Source organism: Halomonas sp. C10-5, from assembly GCF_057169305.1.
On record NZ_CP175665.1, the window covers coordinates 162,082 to 177,496 of the forward strand.

The following is a 15,415-nucleotide window of genomic DNA, read 5'->3' on the forward strand; positions in this document are numbered from 1 at the left end:
AAGAGATCACTCATCCAGAGGGTTGTCGTTCTGCAGGTGGTCGGCGAGCCACAGGGCCTCCTGCTCGGTCAGCAGCCCCTCCCAGCCGGGCATGGCGGTGCCTTCGACGCCGTGGAGGATCAGCGCGGCCAGGCCGTCTTGGCTGTAGGCATTCATGCGCGACCTGGGCAGTTCAGGGCCCAGGCCGCCGCGCAGGGTCATGCCGTGGCAGGAGCCGCAGTCCTGATAGAGCAGGGTCTCGAGTTCGGCCTCGCGTTCGGCGGAGAGTGGTGTCTCGGCCTGGGCGGCGAGCGGCAGCGCACAGGCCATGGCCAGCAACAAGAGGCGTAGGTTAAGGGGCGGCAACATGGCGACTCCTGAGATAAGGGCTGGGGAGAGTGTCCCTGCCCGGGCGTCGGCGCGCATTGATTGGCGTCAACGAAAGTCTCCTATGCTTGTGCTTATCAGCAAAGCTCGGAGCGCTCAATTTCCCTTTGTGGGTAGCCGTTCCGTGCTTTGATACAGGTCAATGTCTCCCCGGATAGAGCGCCTGAGAGCATTAAAGGAGCATGAATTATGCGCGTTATTGGGCCACTCTCTGCGCAGGAAGGTCATCGGCCATGTGATGCCGGCTGGCCGTCCGGCGACGTACAACAATGACTCGCCCATGTCCTGGCGACAGCGCACTCAAGGATCATGACAGAGGTGGAACGATGATGAAGAAAGACTGGTATCTCAAGCCCCTGGCCGTGGCGGTAACCACCGTCGCGCTGGGTATTACCGCGGCTTACGCCCAGGATGGCAAGAAGGATCTCGACGAGACCCAGGCTGCCTATCAGGGCACCGAGTCCGCCGTGGATCCGGGCTCGGCGAAGGTGGTTCGCACCCCCGGCGCGCCGGACCTGACCGACGAAGAGTTCGAGCAGGCCAAGGAGATCTACTTCCAGCGCTGCGCCGGTTGCCACGGGGTGCTGCGCAAGGGCGCCACCGGCAAGCCGTTGACCACCGATATCACCCAGGAGCGTGGTATCGAGTACCTCAAGGCGTTCATCCACTACGGCTCTCCGGCCGGTATGCCCAACTGGGGCACCTCGGGCGACCTGACCGAGGATGAAGTGGAGATGATGGCCAAGTACATCATGCACGAGCCACCGCAGCCTCCCGAGTTCGGCATGGCCGACATGAAGGATACCTGGGAGGTGCTGGTCGCCCCCGAGGATCGCCCCACCGAGCAGATGAACGACCTGGACATCGAGAACCTGTTCTCCGTCACCCTGCGTGACGCCGGCCAGATCGCCCTGATCGACGGCGAGTCCAAGGAGATCGTCAAGATCCTCGATACCGGCTATGCGGTGCATATCTCGCGCATGTCCGCCTCCGGCCGCTACCTGTTCGTCATCGGTCGCGACGCCAAGATCGACATGGTCGACCTGTGGATGGAAGATCCGAGCATCGTCGCCACCATCAAGATCGGCATGGAGGCACGCTCCGTCGAGACCTCCAAGTTCGAGGGCTACGAGGATGATCTGGCCATCGCCGGCGCCTACTGGCCGCCCCAGTACGTGATCATGGACGGCCAGACCCTGGAGCCGAAGAAGATCGTGGCCACCCGCGGCATGACCGTCGGCGAGCAGGAGTACCACCCGGAGCCCCGTGTGGCGGCCATCGTGGCCTCCCACCAGCACCCGGAGTTCATCGTCAACATCAAGGAGACCGGCAAGGTCCGCCTGGTGAACTACGAGAACCTGGATGCCATCTCCACCGTCGAGATCGACACCTCCCGCTTCCTGCACGACGGCGGTTGGGATGCCTCGGGCCGCTACTTCATGACCGCGGCCAACGAGTCCAACCAGATCGTGGTCATCGACGCCCAGGAGCGCGAGCTCGAGGCGATCGTCGACGTGGGCAAGATCCCGCACCCGGGCCGCGGCGCCAACTTCGTCGACCCCGAGCACGGGCCGGTGTGGGCCACCAGCCACCTGGGTGACAATACCATCCAGCTGATCGGCACCGACCCTGAAGGTCATCCGGACAATGCCTGGAAGGTGGTGCGTACCATGGAAGGGCAGGGCGGCGGCTCGCTGTTCATCAAGACCCATCCGGAGTCCGACAACCTCTACGTCGACACCGCGCTCAATCCCAACGAGGCGGCCAGCCAGAGCGTGGCGGTCTTCGACATCAACGATCTGGAGGCCGGCTATGATGTGCTGCCGATCGCTGAGTGGGCCGATGTGGGTGAGGGTCCCAAGCGCGTGGTGCAGCCGGAGTACAACCAGGCCGGCGACGAGGTGTGGTTCTCCGTGTGGAACACCATGGATGACACCTCCGCAATCGTGGTGGTCGACGACGAGACCCGCGAGCTGAAGCACGTGATCAAGGACGAGCGGCTGGTCACCCCGACCGGCAAGTTCAACGTGATCAACACTCAGAAAGACATCTACTGATCGGGACCCGGGGGGGGCGCAAGCCCGCCGCCACCCCCGCAAGTGAGCTGTGCCAATGCATTGCCAAGCCCCGAACAGCCAAGCCCCGACTCACCAGGCCCGAAAGCTCGATGCGCTGGACCGTCGTCTGATCGACAGCTATCAGCGCGGCCTGCCGGTCTGTACCCGCCCCTTCCACACCATTGCCGAACGCCTGGGCAGCAGTGAGGACGAGGTGATCTCACGCCTCGAGCGCCTGCAGGAAATGGGCGTGCTGAGCCGGGTGGGGCCGGTGTTCGACCATGCTCGGGCGGGAGCCAGCCTGCTGGCCGCCGTGGCCGTGCCCGAGGCCGAGCGCGATGCCTTCGCAGAGCTCATCAACGCCGCCCCCGGCGTCAACCACAACTATGCCCGCGAACACGACTTCAATCTGTGGTTCGTGATGACCGCGCCGGACGAATCCGAGCTCGACGCGCGGCTCGACGCCCTGGAGGCACGCCTGGGCGTGCCGATCCTGCGGCTGCCGATGCTCGAGGGCTACCATATCGACCTGTCGTTCCCCATTCCCTGGGCCGAGCTGGAGCGCGCATGAAGACCACCGACGACCTGGAGTTCGCCGCCACCGGCGCCACCGGCGCCGCCCGCCATGCGCCATCGGCCGAGGCCGAGTGCCGCCTGCGCGGCCTGCTTGAGCAGGGGCTGCCGCTTGTCCCGCGTCCCTGGCGCACCCTGGCCGAACAGGCCGGCATGGCCGAGGATCAGGTGATGGCCTGCGTGCACCGCTGGCAGGCCGACGGCATGATCAAGCGCCTGGGGCTGGTGGTGAAGCATCGTCGCCTGGGCATCCAGGCCAATGCCATGGTGGTATGGAACGTGCCCGACGAGCGGGTCGCCGAGGTGGGCCGCCGCCTGGCCCACGAGACCGCCGTGACACTCTGTTACCGCCGCCCCCGGCGGCTGCCCGACTGGCCCTACAACCTGTTCTGCATGATCCACGGTGCCCGCCGCGAGCGGGTCGAGGCGGAGCTTGCGGCCATCGTCGAGCGCCTGGGCCTGGGAGACCTGGAGCACCGCGTGCTGTTCAGCACCCATGCCTATCGCCAGTGCGGTGGCCGCTACGTGCGCGAGGGGGCGGCATGACCCTCGATGACCTGGACACCGTCGATCGTCGCCTGATCAACCGCCTGCAGGATGGCCTGCCGCTGGTGGCACGCCCCTTCGCGGCGGTGGCCGAGGAGCTTGGCATTGCCGAGGGCGATCTGCTCTACCGCCTGGAGCGCCTGCGCGAGGGCGGTGTGCTCAGCCGCTTCGGCCCGATGTACCACGCCGAGCGCCTGGGCGGCGGCCTGACCCTGGCCGCGCTGGCGGTGCCCGAGCCCGACTATGATGAGGTCGTCGCGACGGTCAATGCCTTCCCCGAGGTGGCCCACAACTATCGTCGCGAGCACGAGCTCAACATGTGGTTCGTGCTGGCCACCGAGACGCCGCAGGGTATCGCCGAGACCATCGCCGGGATCGAGGCGGCCACCGGCCTGCCGGTCTACAACATGCCCAAGGAGGAGGAGTTCCATGTCCGTCTCCACCTGCCCGTCTAGGCCGGCGCCGTCCCGCGAAGCCGTCGAGGCTGCAGTCCCGACGCCGGATGCCGGGGGGCTCGATGCCGCCGATCGTGCCATCGTGCTGGCCACCCAGGCCGGCCTGCCGCTGGTCCCCGACCCCTGGGGCGCGGTGGGCCGCGAGGTGGGCATGAGCGGTGCCGAGGTGCTCGAGCGCATGCAGGCCATGCAGGAAAGTGGGGTGATCCGCCGGGTCGCCGCGGTGCCCAACCACTATCGGCTCGGCTACGTGGCCAACGGCATGACGGTGTGGGACGTCGACGACGCCCAGATCGACCGCCTGGGCCGCGAGGTGGCCGCCATCGAGGGCGTCAGCCACTGCTATCGTCGCCCGCGCCACCTGCCGCACTGGCCCTACAACCTGTTCGCCATGCTGCATGGCCGCAGCCGGGAGGAGGTCGAGCGCCAGGCCGCGGTGCTGCGCGAGCGCCTGGGCGAGGCGTGTCGCGATCACCGGATCCTCTACAGCACGCGTATCCTCAAGAAGACCGGGCTGCGCCTGGCCGGCAGCCGGCCGAGCGATGCGTCCAAGGACACCCAACGTCGGGGCTGAGTCGCGCGCTGCCGCGGCGGCTCAGCACAGCAAATCCCAGCAGGAGAACGCCATGTTCCGCGTCACCCGCTATATCAAGAGCCTGATGGAACCGGGCCCCATCCCGCCGGCGCGCAAGCCGCCTGGCCCGGTGGTGATCTGGAACCTGATCCGTCGTTGCAACCTGACCTGCAAGCACTGCTATACCACCTCGGCGGATATCGACTTCGCCGGCGAGCTCTCCAACGCCGAGGCCCATGCGGTTCTAGACGACCTCGCCGGCTTCCGGGTGCCGGCGCTGATCCTCTCCGGCGGTGAGCCGCTGATGCGGCCCGACATCTTCGAGCTGTCGCGTCGCTCCCGGGAGCTGGGGATCTACACCGGACTCTCCACCAACGGCACCCTGATCACCGAGGAGAATATCGACGAGATCGCCGACGTGGGCTACGACTACGTGGGCATCAGCATCGATGGCCTCGAGGAGACCCACGACGTCATCCGCCAGCGGAAGGGTGCCTTCCGCGAGTCCATGCATGCGGTGAAACTGTGCAAGGAGCGCGGTATCAAGGTGGGCCTGCGCTTCACCCTGACCCGCGAGAACTACGAGCAGCTCGGCGATATCCTGGCCCTGCTCGACGAGCATGACGTCGACAAGTTCTACCTCTCCCACCTCAACTACGGTGGTCGCGGCCGACGCCACAGCAAGCAGGACGCCTGGTATCGCATGACCCGCGACGCCATGACCCGGTTGTTCGACCACTGCCGCGATGAGCTCGAGCGCGGCGTGGAGCGCGAGTACGTCACAGGCAACAACGATGCCGATGGCCCCTTCCTGCTGATGTGGGCCCGGGAGCACTTCCCCGACCAGGCCGAGGCCCTGGAGCAGCGGCTGCTCAACTGGGGCGGCAACGCTTCCGGCGAGCATATCGCGAATATCGACAACTTGGGCCACGTCCACCCGGATACCTTCTGGTGGGACCACGACCTGGGCAGTGTCCGCGAACGCCCCTTCTCGACGATCTGGCGTGATACGCAGGACCCGCTGATGGTCGGCTTCCGCCAGCGGCCGCGGCCGCTCAAGGGACGCTGCGCCGAGTGCCGTTACCTGTCAATCTGCAACGGCAATACCCGGGTGCGTGCCTGGAAGGTCAGTGGGGATCCCTGGGAAGAGGATCCCGGCTGCTACCTGACCAACGCCGAGATCGGCGTCGCCGAGGCTGGCGAGCGCCGGGTGGCGGCACCCTACGAGGCCATCCAGGCCGTCGAGATCAGCTGAGGCTAGCGAGGAGTACCGCCATGCCGTCACACCGTGTTTCCTATGACCTGGCCGAGGCGCCGCTGGCGTCCGGCGAAGTGGCCATCATTGGCGCCGGCCCCGGTGATCCCGGCCTGCTGACCCTGCGGGCCCTGTCGCTGATCGAGCAGGCCGACTGCCTGGTCTATGACCGACTGGTCTCCCGCGAGGTGCTGGCCCTGGCCAGCCCCAGGGCGCGGCGCTTCTACGTGGGCAAGGCGTCACGCTGCCATGCCCTGACCCAGGACGAGACCAATGCCCTGCTGGTGCGCCTGGCTCGGGAGGGCCGTCGCGTGGTGCGCCTCAAGGGGGGCGATCCCTACATCTTCGGTCGCGGCGGAGAGGAGGCCGAGGTGCTGATCGAGCATGGCGTGGGCTTTCGCGTGGTGCCGGGCATCACCTCCGCCCAGGGCTGTGCCGCCTACGGTGGCTTCCCGCTGACCCATCGCGACTACGCCCAGAGCGTCACCTTCGTTACCGGCCACTGCAAGGGGGATGGCGACCTGGCCCTGAACTGGGCCTCGCTGGCCGCCCCGCACCAGACCACGGTGTTCTACATGGGCCTGGCCAATGCCGAGCTGATTCGCCGCGAACTGCAGCGCCACGGCCTGCCTGCCGAGCATCCGGTGGCCCTGGTGGAGCGTGGCACCACCCCCGAGCAGCGCCAGGTCATCACCTGCCTGGGCGAGCTGGTCGAGACCATCGCCAGGGAAGGGCTGCGTCCGCCCACCCTGATCGTGGTGGGTGAGGTGGTGCGCCTGGCCGATACCCTGGCCCAGCCCGCGCCGGAGGAGGCCTCCTTCATCGAGGGTGCCGCCCTGGAGCGGATTGCCCTGTGACAGTTCATGGAAGACTCGCAATGATCCCGCGATTCCTGCCGCTGCTGGCTGTCGCCATGCTGCTGCCCGCGGCCGTCCTGGCCGAGGGTGGTGCGGATACCGAGGCGCTCTACCAGACCCACTGTGCCTCCTGCCACGGTGCCGACCGCCTGGGGGGTATCGGCCCGGCGCTGCTGCCGGGCAACCTGTCACGTCTCAAGCCGGCGGCCGCCGAGGCGGTGATCCGTGACGGCCGTGCGGCCAGCCAGATGCCGGGATTTGCCAATCAGCTCGAAGAGTATCAGGTCACCTCGCTGGCCGAGTGGATCTACCGCGAGCCCGAGGTGGAGCCGAGCTGGGGGCGCGACGAGATCCTGGCCAGCCAGCTGGTGCACCATCCCGATGGCAGCCTGCCCGACGAACCGCGCTTCGACGCCGACCCGCTCAACCTGTTCATCGTGGTGGAGACCGGTGACCACCACGCCACCCTGCTCGACGGCGATACCTTCGAGCCGATTCATCGCTTCGCCACCCGCTATGCCCTGCACGGCGGGCCCAAGTACACCCCGGATGGACGCTACGTGTTCTTCGGCTCCCGGGACGGCTGGGTGACCAAGTACGACATCTACAACATGCAGGTGGTGGCCGAGGTGCGCGCCGGTATCAACATGCGCAATATTGCCGTCTCCGGGGATGGCCGCTACGTGATGGCCGCCAATTACCTGCCCCACAGCCTGGTGCTGTTCGATGCCCACAACCTCGACCTGATGAAGGTCTATCCGGCGGTGGGCGAGAACGGCGAGAGCTCGCGGGTCAGCGCCGTCTACGCCGCCCCGCCGCGGGGCAGCTTCATCGCCGCGCTGAAGGATATCGAGGAGGTGTGGGAGATTCCCTGGCCGCTGCCCACCGAGCCGGTGGTCTCCACCGGCCATATGGCGACGCCGCTGGCGCCACGACGCGGCCACGACACGCCCAACTTCCGGGTGCGGCGGATCCCGGTCCCGGACTACCTCGATGACTTCTTCTTCGACCTCGACTACGAGCACGTCATCGGCGCCTCACGGGGCGGCCAGGGCGGCATGGTGGTCAACCTGGACAGCGGCGAGAAGGTGGCCGACCTGCCCCTGGAGGGGATGCCCCACCTCGGCTCGGGCATCACCTGGGAACACGAGGGGCGTCGGGTGATGGCGACGCCCCACCTGACCCGGGCGGCGGTATCGATCATCGACATGACCAGCTGGGAGGTCATCAAGACCCTCGAGACCGATGGCCCCGGCTTCTTCATGCGCAGCCATGCCAACTCGCCCTATGTCTGGGCGGACGTCTTCTTCGGCCCCAACCGCGACCGGGTGCATGTCATCGACAAGCAGAGCCTCGAGATCGTCGAGACGCTGATTCCCGAGCCCGGCAAGACCGCCGCCCACGTGGAGTTCGATCGCTACGGCGAGAAGCTGCTGCTCAGCCTGTGGGAAGACGATGGCGCGGTGATCGTCTATGACGCCGAGACCCTCGAGGAGGAGAAGCGCATCCCGATGAGCAAGCCCTCCGGCAAGTACAACGTCTGGAACAAGACCAGATACGAGGAGGGCACCAGCCACTGAGGTGTCATAAGAAGTATTCTTGATACCTGTCATGGAAGTCGCGAGCCCGTCGGCGCACAATAGCACCATCCAAGCGTCTCATACGGGTATCGCGACATGTCCTCCTCCCGCACCAGCCAGACCGCCTTCGCACCGACCCAGCTAGCGGTGGCGCGCCTGGCCTTCCGTCCCTTCTTCCTGCTCGCCTCGCTGTTCAGCATCCTCTCCCTGGTGGTGTGGTTCGCCTTCTGGCACGGCGATATCCTGCTGCGCCCCCAGGGTGGACTGATGTTCTGGCACCAGCATGAGATGCTGTTCGGTTTTGCCGTTGCCGTGGTGGCAGGCTTCCTGCTCACCGCGGTGCAGAACTGGACCGGGCTGCCCAGCCTCAAGGGCGGACCGCTACTGGGGCTGGTCGCCCTGTGGCTGGCGGCGCGTGTGCTGATGGCCTTTCCCATGGGGCTGCCGGGCTGGCTGGTGGCGGCGGTGGATCTCGCCTTCCTGCCGGTGGTGGCGGCGGTGATGGCAAGCCTGGTGATCCGCGCGCGGCGCTGGCGCAACCTGGTCTTCCTGCCGGCCCTGGGCCTGCTGACCCTGGCCAACCTGCTGATGCACCTGGGCGTGCTCTCCGGCGAGGCGGAGCTGATCCGCCCGGCGGCACACCTGGCGGTGCTGCTGATCACCCTGCTGATGGTGGTGGTGGGCGGTCGGGTGATCGCCATGTTCACTGCCAACCGCCTGGGCCTGACGCGCAAGCCGCCGATTCCGGTACTCGAATACCTGAGCCTGGGTAGCGTGATGGCGGTGGTGGTCGGCCAGCTGCTCGTTGCCCTGGGAGTGGCGCTGCCCCCCGCGCTGCTGGCCGGCCTGATGGGGCTCGCCGCGCTGGCCAACCTGGTGCGCTTCGCCCGCTGGGGTGGCCAGCACAGCTGGCGCGAGCCACTGCTGTGGGGCCTACACCTGAGCTATGCCTTCATCCCCGTGGGCCTGGTCATGTGGGCCCTGGCGCTGCTCGTCGGCAGCCGCGCGGATGCCGCGCTGCACGCCCTGACCATCGGCGGCATGGGCACCATGATGCTGTCGATGATGGCGCGGGTATCGCTGGGCCACACCGCACGCCCCATCCGTTGTCTGCCCGGCATCAGGGTGGCCCTCGCGCTGATGGTGGCCGCTGCGCTCCTGCGCTCGCCGGTGCTGGTGCTCTTCCCGCAGATCACCCATTGGACCTACAACCTGGGAATCATCTTCTGGTGCCTGGCCTATGGCGTCTTCCTGTTCCACTATACGGGGCCGCTGCTGTCGCCTCGCGCCGACGGCAAGGATGGCTAGCCACGCACCCGGAGCGTCTCGATGGAACACTATTTTCTTATCAAGCACCTGCATATCACCGCCGCCACCCTGAGCATCCTCTTCTTCATGCTGCGCGCCGTCTGGTCGGTGCGCGAGGCGCCGGTGCTGCAGGCGCGCTGGGTGAGGATCGCCCCCCATGTCATCGACACGCTGCTGCTGACGCTGGGTGTGGTGCTGATGGTGATGCTCTCGCTGTGGCCCCACCAGCATCCCTGGCTGGCCGCCAAGCTGATTGCCCTGCTGGTCTACATCGGCCTGGGCACGCTGGCGATCAAGCGCGGGCGAAGCCCGGCGGTGCGTGGTGTGGCCGGCGTGGCGGCGGTACTGGTGTTCCTGTACATGCTGGGCGCGGCCATCACCAAGAGCGCGCTCTCCTGGCTGGCGTGACGCGGCCCCGGTCGAGTGGCCTATACTGACGCCACATTCATCCGCAGAAGGAACTTGGCATGTCGAAACAGGATCTTCCCTCCGGTGCCGGTCAGGTGGCCGAGCAGTACCCCGAGGTGTGGGACGCCTACGCCGAGCTGGGCAGGGCTTGTGCCGAGAGTGGTCCGCTGGACGCGCGTACCCGCCGACTGGTGAAGCTGGCCCTGGCCGTGGGCGCACGCTCCGAGGGCGCCGTGCACTCCCATGCCCGCCGCGCACTGGAGGAGGGCGAGTCAAGCCAGGCCCTCAAGCAGGTGGCCATGCTGGCGATCCCCACCCTGGGGCTTCCCCGCGGCGTCGCCGCCCTTACCTGGATCGAGGACATTACCGAATCCTGAGCGACGGCTGCCTGTGCCAGGCGGCTGGGACAAGCGTTTAATCACCGGTTGGCGACGAGACTCCCGGGTCTGCTAGCTTCGAGTCTGCTGCATCAGCAACACTCGACATAACAGACTCTGGAGTCTTTTCATGCGGTACAACAACAAGACACTGCTCTCTTTCTCCGCCGCCGCCCTCTGCCTCGGCGTGGTCTCGTCCGCCTCGGCGGCCACCCTGGACGAAGTGCAGGAGCGGGGCGAGCTGCGCTGTGGCGTCAACGTCGGCCTTTCTGGCTTCTCCTCGCCCGACCAGGATGGTACCTGGCAGGGGCTGGACGTGGAGACCTGCCGCGGTATCGCTGCCGCCATCTTCGATGATCCCGAGGCGGTCTCCTTCACCCCGCTGACCGCCAAGGAGCGCTTCACCGCACTACAGTCGGGCGAGATCGATGTGCTCTCGCGCAACACCACCTGGACCGCGACCCGCGACAACTCCCTGGGCCTCAACTTCACCGCCACCACCTTCTACGATGGCCAGGGCTTCATGGTGGCCAAGGATCTGGGCATCGAGGGCCCGGACGAGTTCGACGGCGCCTCGATCTGCATCCAGTCCGGCACTACCCACGAGCTCAACCTGGCCGACTACTTTCCCTCCCGCGGCATCGAGATCCAGACCGTCACCTTCGACACCCCCGACCAGACCGCCCAGGGCTTCGCCAGTGGCCGCTGTGACATCCTGACCTCCGACACCTCCCAGCTCAGCGCCCTGCGCCTGCAACTGCCGGAACCGGACAGCGTCGAGATCCTTGAGACGCTGATCTCCAAGGAGCCGCTGGGGCCCGTGGTGCGTCAGGGCGATGATCAGTGGCTGGATATCGTCCAGTGGTCGATCTTCGCCATGGTCAATGCCGAGGAACTGGGCGTCACGTCCGAGAACGTCGATGACATGAAGGCCGACCCGCCCAATCCCCAGGTGGCGCGCCTGCTGGGCGTGGACGGTGACTACGGCGAGCAGCTGGGGCTGGAGAATGACTGGGCCTACAACCTGATCAGCCACGTCGGCAACTACGGCGAGGTGTTCGCCACCACCGTCGGCGAAGACTCCCCCATGCAGATCAGCCGTGGCGTGAATGCGCTGTGGAACGAGGGCGGCATCCTCTACGCACCGCCGATCCGCTGACCCATCCTGAACGTCCAATGACCGGGCACCACGCATGGCGACATGCGTGGTGCCGTTTCGGGTTCGTCTGCGAGGCTCGATATGCTGCGACCTTCCTCACGGGAGCGGGGACCACTGTGGCGTGATCCCACCTTCCGCGCCCTGCTGGTGCAGGGCATCCTGCTGCTGGCGCTGGGGGCGTTCATCGCCATGGTGGTGTCCAACACCCTGGCCAACCTCGAGGCCCGGGGCATCACCACCGGCTTCGGCTTCCTCCAGGAGCGGGCCGGCTTCTCCATCCCCCAGACGCTGATCGACTACTCCGGCGACAGCACCTATGCCCGCACCTTCGTGGTGGGGCTGCTCAACACCCTGCTGGTCTCCGCCATGGGCATCGTGGCGGCGACCCTGATCGGCTTTGCCGTGGGCATCGCCCGGCTGTCGCCCAACTGGCTGCTGGCCCGGCTGGCCAGCGCCTACGTGGAGATCTTCCGCAACATCCCGCTGCTGGTGCAGATCCTGTTCTGGTACTTCGCCGTGCTGCAGGCCCTGCCCAGCCCGCGCGACAGCCTCTCGCTCATGGAGGTGGCATTCCTCAATGTACGTGGCGTGGTCCTGCCCGACCCCCAGCCGCTGGCCGGCTTCGCCGCCACCCCCTGGTCGCTGCTGGTCGCGGTGGTCGCCACCTGGGGGCTGGTGCGCTTCTCGAAGCGCCGCCAGGCCAGAACCGGCCAGCCGCTGCCGGTGTTCAGGCTGGGCGCCCTGCTGCTGGTCGGCCTGCCGCTGGCTACTTTCCTGTTCACCGGCATGCCGATGGAGTGGTCCATCCCGACGCTCAAGGGCTTCAACTTCCAGGGTGGCGTGACGGTGCTTCCCGAGCTGATCGCGCTATGGCTCGCGCTCTCCATCTACACCGCCTCCTTCATCGCCGAGATCGTGCGCTCGGGCATCCAGTCGGTGCCCCAGGGGCAGGTGGAGGCCGCCAAGGCGCTGAGCCTGCCCGCCGGCATCATCCTGCGCAAGGTGGTGATTCCCCAGGCGATGCGGGTGATCGTGCCCCAGCTGACCAGCCAGCACCTCAACCTGATCAAGAACTCCTCGCTGGCCACCGCGATCGGCTACCCGGACCTGGTGGCGGTGTTCTCCGGCACGGCGTTGAACCAGACCGGGCAGGCCATCGAGATCGTCGCCATGACCATGGCCGTCTACCTGCTGATCAACCTGGTGGTGTCCGCGCTGATGAACCTCTACAACGCGCGCACCCTGCTCAAGGAGCGGTGACATGGAACCGACCTCGACCCGAACCGAGATGATTCCCGAGCGCCGCGCGCCCGACATGCGCCGGGGGGCTGCGGGCTGGCTCAGGGCCAACCTCTTCAATACGCCGCTCAACGGTGCCGTGACGGTGGTCACCGCCGCCCTGCTGGCCTGGCTGCTGTGGCCGGCGCTGCAGTGGGCGGTGCTGCAGGCCGACTGGATCGGCAGCTCACGAGAGGCATGCAGCGGCGAGGGGGCCTGCTGGGTGTTCATCAGCGCCCGCTTCGAATCCATCGTCTATGGCTTCTACCCCGAGGCCGAGCGCTGGCGGGTGGACCTGGTGTTCCTGCTGATGGCGGTGCTGGTGGCCTGGCTGGCCATCCCGCGCCTGCCCGCCAAGCGCTGGGTGGGACTGTTCGCCCTGGTGGGCTTCCCGGTGGCGGCCTTCTTCCTGCTGGTGGGTGGCAGCTTCGGCCTCGAGTTCGTGCCCACCCGGGACTGGGGCGGGGTGATGCTGACCCTGACCATCGCCACCGTGGGGATCGTCGGCTCGCTGCCCATCGGCGTGGTGCTGGCCCTGGGGCGGCGTTCGAAGATGCCGCTGGTGCGTGGCTTCTGCGTGGTATTCATCGAGTTCTGGCGCGGCGTGCCGCTGATCACCGTGCTCTTCATGGCCTCGGTAATGCTGCCGCTGTTCGTGCCGACCCAGGTGGAATTCGACAAGCTGCTGCGGGCCCTGGTGGGCATCATGCTGTTCTGGAGCGCCTACATGGCCGAGGTGGTGCGCGGTGGACTCCAGGCGATCCCCCGCGGGCAGGAGGAGGCCGCCAAGGCGCTCGGCATGGGGTACTGGCAGCGCATGGCACTGATCGTGCTGCCCCAAGCGCTCAAGCTGGTCATTCCCGGCATCGTCAACACCTTCATCGCGCTGTTCAAGGATACCTCGCTGGTGCTGATCATCGGTCTCTTCGACCTGCTGGCGATCATCCGCGCAGGGCTGACCGACAGTGAGTGGCTGGGCTTCGCCACCGAGGGCTATGTCTTCGCCGCCCTGGTGTTCTGGGTGTTCTGCTTCAGCATGTCGCGCTACAGCCAGCACATCGAACGGCGACTGCACACCGGCCATCGCAACTGACAACAAGGATTCGACCCGACATGAACCAGGCAAATGCCGCCCAGGCCGACTCGCCGATGATCGAGATCACCGGGCTCAACAAGTGGTATGGCGACTTTCATGTGCTGCGTGACATCGACCTGACGGTGGCCCGTGGCGAGCGCATCGTCATTTGTGGCCCCTCGGGCTCGGGCAAGTCGACCCTGATCCGCTGCATCAACCACCTCGAGGAGCACCAGGAGGGGCGCATCGTGGTCAATGGCATGCCCATGACCCGCGACGTGAAGCGCATCGAGCACATCCGCCGCAATGTCGGCATGGTTTTCCAGCACTTCAACCTCTTCCCCCATCTGAGCGTGCTGGACAACTGCTGCATCTCCCAGACCTGGGTACAGAAGAAGCCGCGCGCCGAGGCCGAGCGCACGGCGATGGAGATCCTCGAGCGGGTGCAGATCGCCGACCAGGCCCAAAAGTACCCGGGACAGCTCTCCGGCGGCCAGCAGCAGCGGGTGGCCATCGCCCGGGCGCTGTGCATGCAGCCCGAGGTGATGCTCTTCGACGAGCCGACATCGGCGCTAGACCCTGAGATGATCAAGGAGGTGCTCGATGTGATGATCGAGCTCGCCCGCGAGGGCATGACCATGCTCTGCGTCACCCACGAGATGGGCTTCGCCAAGACCGTCGCCGACCGGGTGATCTTCATGGACCAGGGGCAGATCATCGAGCAGGCGCCCCCCGAGCAGTTCTTCAACCACCCGCAGTCGGAGCGCACCCAGCTGTTCCTCAGCCAGATTCTCGGCCACTGAGGTGGCCAGGCTGTGCTAGGCTTGCTGACAAGCCCACTATCCCCATGCGGGCGGCGTTCTTTCGGGTCCTGGCCGCTCGCGATTTGCTACCTTCCTGCACTATTTGACCAGCGTCAAAGCCTTGAGCCACTCTCTTCTGGTACGCTTAACATGCATCAGCAATGCATGTTAAGAAATCGCCAGGCGTAACCCGTGTATCCCGCGACGCGCCTGCCAGACGAGCAAGGGGGGAAAGATTCATGGCCGACGGTCTCACCAAGTCGGCGGCCCGCAATATCTTCTACGGCGGGTCGCTGTTCTTCTTTCTGCTGTTTGCCGCCCTGACGGCACACAGTCACTGGTACATGGTCAACACGTCCACCGACAAGGAGGGGCTTACCGAGTCGGTCGTGGAGGGCAAGCACATCTGGGAAAAGAACATGTGCATCAACTGCCACAGCATCATGGGCGAGGGCGCCTATTTCGCGCCGGAGCTGGGTAACGTCTGGGAGCGCTACGGTGGCCACCAGAACCCCGAGGCGGCGCGTGCCGGCCTGGCCGCGTGGATCCGCGCCCAGCCGCTGGGCACCCAGGGCCGCCGTCAGATGCCGGCCTATGACTTCAGCGACGAGGAGATGAACGCGCTGATCGACTTCCTCGAGTGGACCGACGGCATCGACGACCAGGACTGGCCGCCGCACCCCGCCGGCTGAGCCACATGACTACCGGATCGCCGGACCGCGGATGAATCAAGGAGAACGACAC

General features: G+C 66.5%; 17 protein-coding genes. 16 read left to right on the top strand and 1 reads right to left on the bottom strand.

Annotated features, from left to right (window positions below):
* Nucleotides 1–6: 6 nt before the first annotated feature.
* Nucleotides 7–348: a c-type cytochrome gene (locus tag ACJ7IV_RS00775; protein ID WP_483865366.1), complete on the bottom strand. Its 342-nt coding sequence runs from the start codon at nucleotides 346–348 to the stop codon at nucleotides 7–9.
* 344 nt (nucleotides 349–692) lie between these two features.
* Here ACJ7IV_RS00775 and ACJ7IV_RS00780 point away from each other — a divergent pair, with 344 nt between their 5' ends.
* The 16 genes from ACJ7IV_RS00780 (at nucleotide 693) to ACJ7IV_RS00855 (ending at nucleotide 15,363) form a co-directional block, all read left to right on the top strand.
* Nucleotides 693–2,423, top strand: a complete 1,731-nt coding sequence (locus ACJ7IV_RS00780; protein WP_483865367.1) for a cytochrome D1 domain-containing protein — start codon at nucleotides 693–695, stop codon at nucleotides 2,421–2,423.
* A 55-nt stretch (nucleotides 2,424–2,478) separates the two neighbouring features.
* Nucleotides 2,479–2,994: an AsnC family transcriptional regulator gene (locus ACJ7IV_RS00785; protein ID WP_483865368.1), complete on the top strand. Its 516-nt coding sequence runs from the start codon at nucleotides 2,479–2,481 to the stop codon at nucleotides 2,992–2,994.
* Nucleotides 2,991–3,542 carry a siroheme decarboxylase subunit beta gene (gene ahbB / locus ACJ7IV_RS00790; RefSeq protein ID WP_483865369.1) on the top strand — a complete coding sequence of 184 codons (552 nt, stop codon included), beginning with the start codon at nucleotides 2,991–2,993 and terminating at the stop codon, nucleotides 3,540–3,542. The genes ACJ7IV_RS00785 and ahbB (ACJ7IV_RS00790) overlap by 4 nt, the downstream gene beginning before the upstream one ends.
* Complete coding sequence (locus ACJ7IV_RS00795) at nucleotides 3,539–3,997, top strand: Lrp/AsnC family transcriptional regulator (protein WP_483865370.1); 459 nt, start codon at nucleotides 3,539–3,541, stop codon at nucleotides 3,995–3,997. Before ahbB (ACJ7IV_RS00790) ends, ACJ7IV_RS00795 begins: the two co-directional genes overlap by 4 nt.
* Nucleotides 3,972–4,571, top strand: coding sequence for a siroheme decarboxylase subunit beta (ahbB, locus tag ACJ7IV_RS00800; protein ID WP_483865371.1), 600 nt, complete (start codon nucleotides 3,972–3,974; stop codon nucleotides 4,569–4,571). The genes ACJ7IV_RS00795 and ahbB (ACJ7IV_RS00800) overlap by 26 nt, the downstream gene beginning before the upstream one ends.
* A 52-nt stretch (nucleotides 4,572–4,623) precedes the next feature.
* The gene (gene nirJ / locus ACJ7IV_RS00805) at nucleotides 4,624–5,826 is read left to right on the top strand and encodes a heme d1 biosynthesis radical SAM protein NirJ (RefSeq protein ID WP_483865372.1); all 1,203 of its coding nucleotides are present in this window, start codon (nucleotides 4,624–4,626) and stop codon (nucleotides 5,824–5,826) included.
* Nucleotides 5,827–5,846: 20 nt separating this feature from the next.
* Nucleotides 5,847–6,683 carry a uroporphyrinogen-III C-methyltransferase gene (gene cobA / locus ACJ7IV_RS00810; protein WP_161431688.1) on the top strand — a complete coding sequence of 279 codons (837 nt, stop codon included), beginning with the start codon at nucleotides 5,847–5,849 and terminating at the stop codon, nucleotides 6,681–6,683.
* Between the two features lie 20 nt (nucleotides 6,684–6,703).
* The gene (locus ACJ7IV_RS00815) at nucleotides 6,704–8,263 is read left to right on the top strand and encodes a cytochrome D1 domain-containing protein (protein ID WP_483865373.1); all 1,560 of its coding nucleotides are present in this window, start codon (nucleotides 6,704–6,706) and stop codon (nucleotides 8,261–8,263) included.
* Between the two features lie 96 nt (nucleotides 8,264–8,359).
* Nucleotides 8,360–9,571 carry an NnrS family protein gene (locus tag ACJ7IV_RS00820; RefSeq protein WP_483865374.1) on the top strand — a complete coding sequence of 404 codons (1,212 nt, stop codon included), beginning with the start codon at nucleotides 8,360–8,362 and terminating at the stop codon, nucleotides 9,569–9,571.
* Nucleotides 9,572–9,592: 21 nt separating this feature from the next.
* Nucleotides 9,593–9,979, top strand: a complete 387-nt coding sequence (locus ACJ7IV_RS00825; RefSeq protein WP_161431685.1) for a SirB2 family protein — start codon at nucleotides 9,593–9,595, stop codon at nucleotides 9,977–9,979.
* 59 nt (nucleotides 9,980–10,038) lie between these two features.
* Nucleotides 10,039–10,356 (top strand): carboxymuconolactone decarboxylase family protein, encoded by a 318-nt coding sequence (locus tag ACJ7IV_RS00830; protein ID WP_213311802.1) that lies wholly within the window; start codon nucleotides 10,039–10,041, stop codon nucleotides 10,354–10,356.
* 130 nt (nucleotides 10,357–10,486) lie between these two features.
* Nucleotides 10,487–11,515, top strand: a complete 1,029-nt coding sequence (locus ACJ7IV_RS00835) for an amino acid ABC transporter substrate-binding protein (RefSeq protein ID WP_483865375.1) — start codon at nucleotides 10,487–10,489, stop codon at nucleotides 11,513–11,515.
* A gap of 81 nt (nucleotides 11,516–11,596) precedes the next feature.
* Nucleotides 11,597–12,775, top strand: a complete 1,179-nt coding sequence (locus tag ACJ7IV_RS00840) for an amino acid ABC transporter permease (RefSeq protein ID WP_483865376.1) — start codon at nucleotides 11,597–11,599, stop codon at nucleotides 12,773–12,775.
* A 1-nt stretch (nucleotide 12,776) separates the two neighbouring features.
* Complete coding sequence (locus tag ACJ7IV_RS00845) at nucleotides 12,777–13,886, top strand: amino acid ABC transporter permease (RefSeq protein ID WP_483865377.1); 1,110 nt, start codon at nucleotides 12,777–12,779, stop codon at nucleotides 13,884–13,886.
* 56 nt (nucleotides 13,887–13,942) lie between these two features.
* Nucleotides 13,943–14,671, top strand: coding sequence for an amino acid ABC transporter ATP-binding protein (locus ACJ7IV_RS00850; protein ID WP_483866530.1), 729 nt, complete (start codon nucleotides 13,943–13,945; stop codon nucleotides 14,669–14,671).
* A gap of 239 nt (nucleotides 14,672–14,910) precedes the next feature.
* Nucleotides 14,911–15,363 carry a c-type cytochrome gene (locus tag ACJ7IV_RS00855; protein ID WP_213311808.1) on the top strand — a complete coding sequence of 151 codons (453 nt, stop codon included), beginning with the start codon at nucleotides 14,911–14,913 and terminating at the stop codon, nucleotides 15,361–15,363.
* Nucleotides 15,364–15,415: the final 52 nt, after the last annotated feature.

What these genes read in the sequence shown, in the direction of transcription:
- ACJ7IV_RS00850 (WP_483866530.1), top strand. Translation starts at nt 13,943, where the DNA reads ATGATCGAGATCACCGGGCTCAACAAGTGGTATGGCGACTTTCATGTG.
- nirJ (WP_483865372.1), top strand. Translation starts at nt 4,624, where the DNA reads ATGTTCCGCGTCACCCGCTATATCAAGAGCCTGATGGAACCGGGCCCC.
- ACJ7IV_RS00785 (WP_483865368.1), top strand. Translation starts at nt 2,479, where the DNA reads ATGCATTGCCAAGCCCCGAACAGCCAAGCCCCGACTCACCAGGCCCGA.
- cobA (WP_161431688.1), top strand. Translation starts at nt 5,847, where the DNA reads ATGCCGTCACACCGTGTTTCCTATGACCTGGCCGAGGCGCCGCTGGCG.
- ACJ7IV_RS00795 (WP_483865370.1), top strand. Translation starts at nt 3,539, where the DNA reads ATGACCCTCGATGACCTGGACACCGTCGATCGTCGCCTGATCAACCGC.
- ahbB (WP_483865369.1), top strand. Translation starts at nt 2,991, where the DNA reads ATGAAGACCACCGACGACCTGGAGTTCGCCGCCACCGGCGCCACCGGC.
- ACJ7IV_RS00775 (WP_483865366.1), bottom strand. Translation starts at nt 348, where the DNA reads ATGTTGCCGCCCCTTAACCTACGCCTCTTGTTGCTGGCCATGGCCTGT.
- ACJ7IV_RS00830 (WP_213311802.1), top strand. Translation starts at nt 10,039, where the DNA reads ATGTCGAAACAGGATCTTCCCTCCGGTGCCGGTCAGGTGGCCGAGCAG.
- ACJ7IV_RS00835 (WP_483865375.1), top strand. Translation starts at nt 10,487, where the DNA reads ATGCGGTACAACAACAAGACACTGCTCTCTTTCTCCGCCGCCGCCCTC.
- ACJ7IV_RS00855 (WP_213311808.1), top strand. Translation starts at nt 14,911, where the DNA reads ATGGCCGACGGTCTCACCAAGTCGGCGGCCCGCAATATCTTCTACGGC.
- ACJ7IV_RS00780 (WP_483865367.1), top strand. Translation starts at nt 693, where the DNA reads ATGATGAAGAAAGACTGGTATCTCAAGCCCCTGGCCGTGGCGGTAACC.
- ACJ7IV_RS00820 (WP_483865374.1), top strand. Translation starts at nt 8,360, where the DNA reads ATGTCCTCCTCCCGCACCAGCCAGACCGCCTTCGCACCGACCCAGCTA.
- ACJ7IV_RS00825 (WP_161431685.1), top strand. Translation starts at nt 9,593, where the DNA reads ATGGAACACTATTTTCTTATCAAGCACCTGCATATCACCGCCGCCACC.
- ACJ7IV_RS00840 (WP_483865376.1), top strand. Translation starts at nt 11,597, where the DNA reads ATGCTGCGACCTTCCTCACGGGAGCGGGGACCACTGTGGCGTGATCCC.
- ACJ7IV_RS00815 (WP_483865373.1), top strand. Translation starts at nt 6,704, where the DNA reads ATGATCCCGCGATTCCTGCCGCTGCTGGCTGTCGCCATGCTGCTGCCC.
- ahbB (WP_483865371.1), top strand. Translation starts at nt 3,972, where the DNA reads ATGTCCGTCTCCACCTGCCCGTCTAGGCCGGCGCCGTCCCGCGAAGCC.
- ACJ7IV_RS00845 (WP_483865377.1), top strand. Translation starts at nt 12,777, where the DNA reads ATGGAACCGACCTCGACCCGAACCGAGATGATTCCCGAGCGCCGCGCG.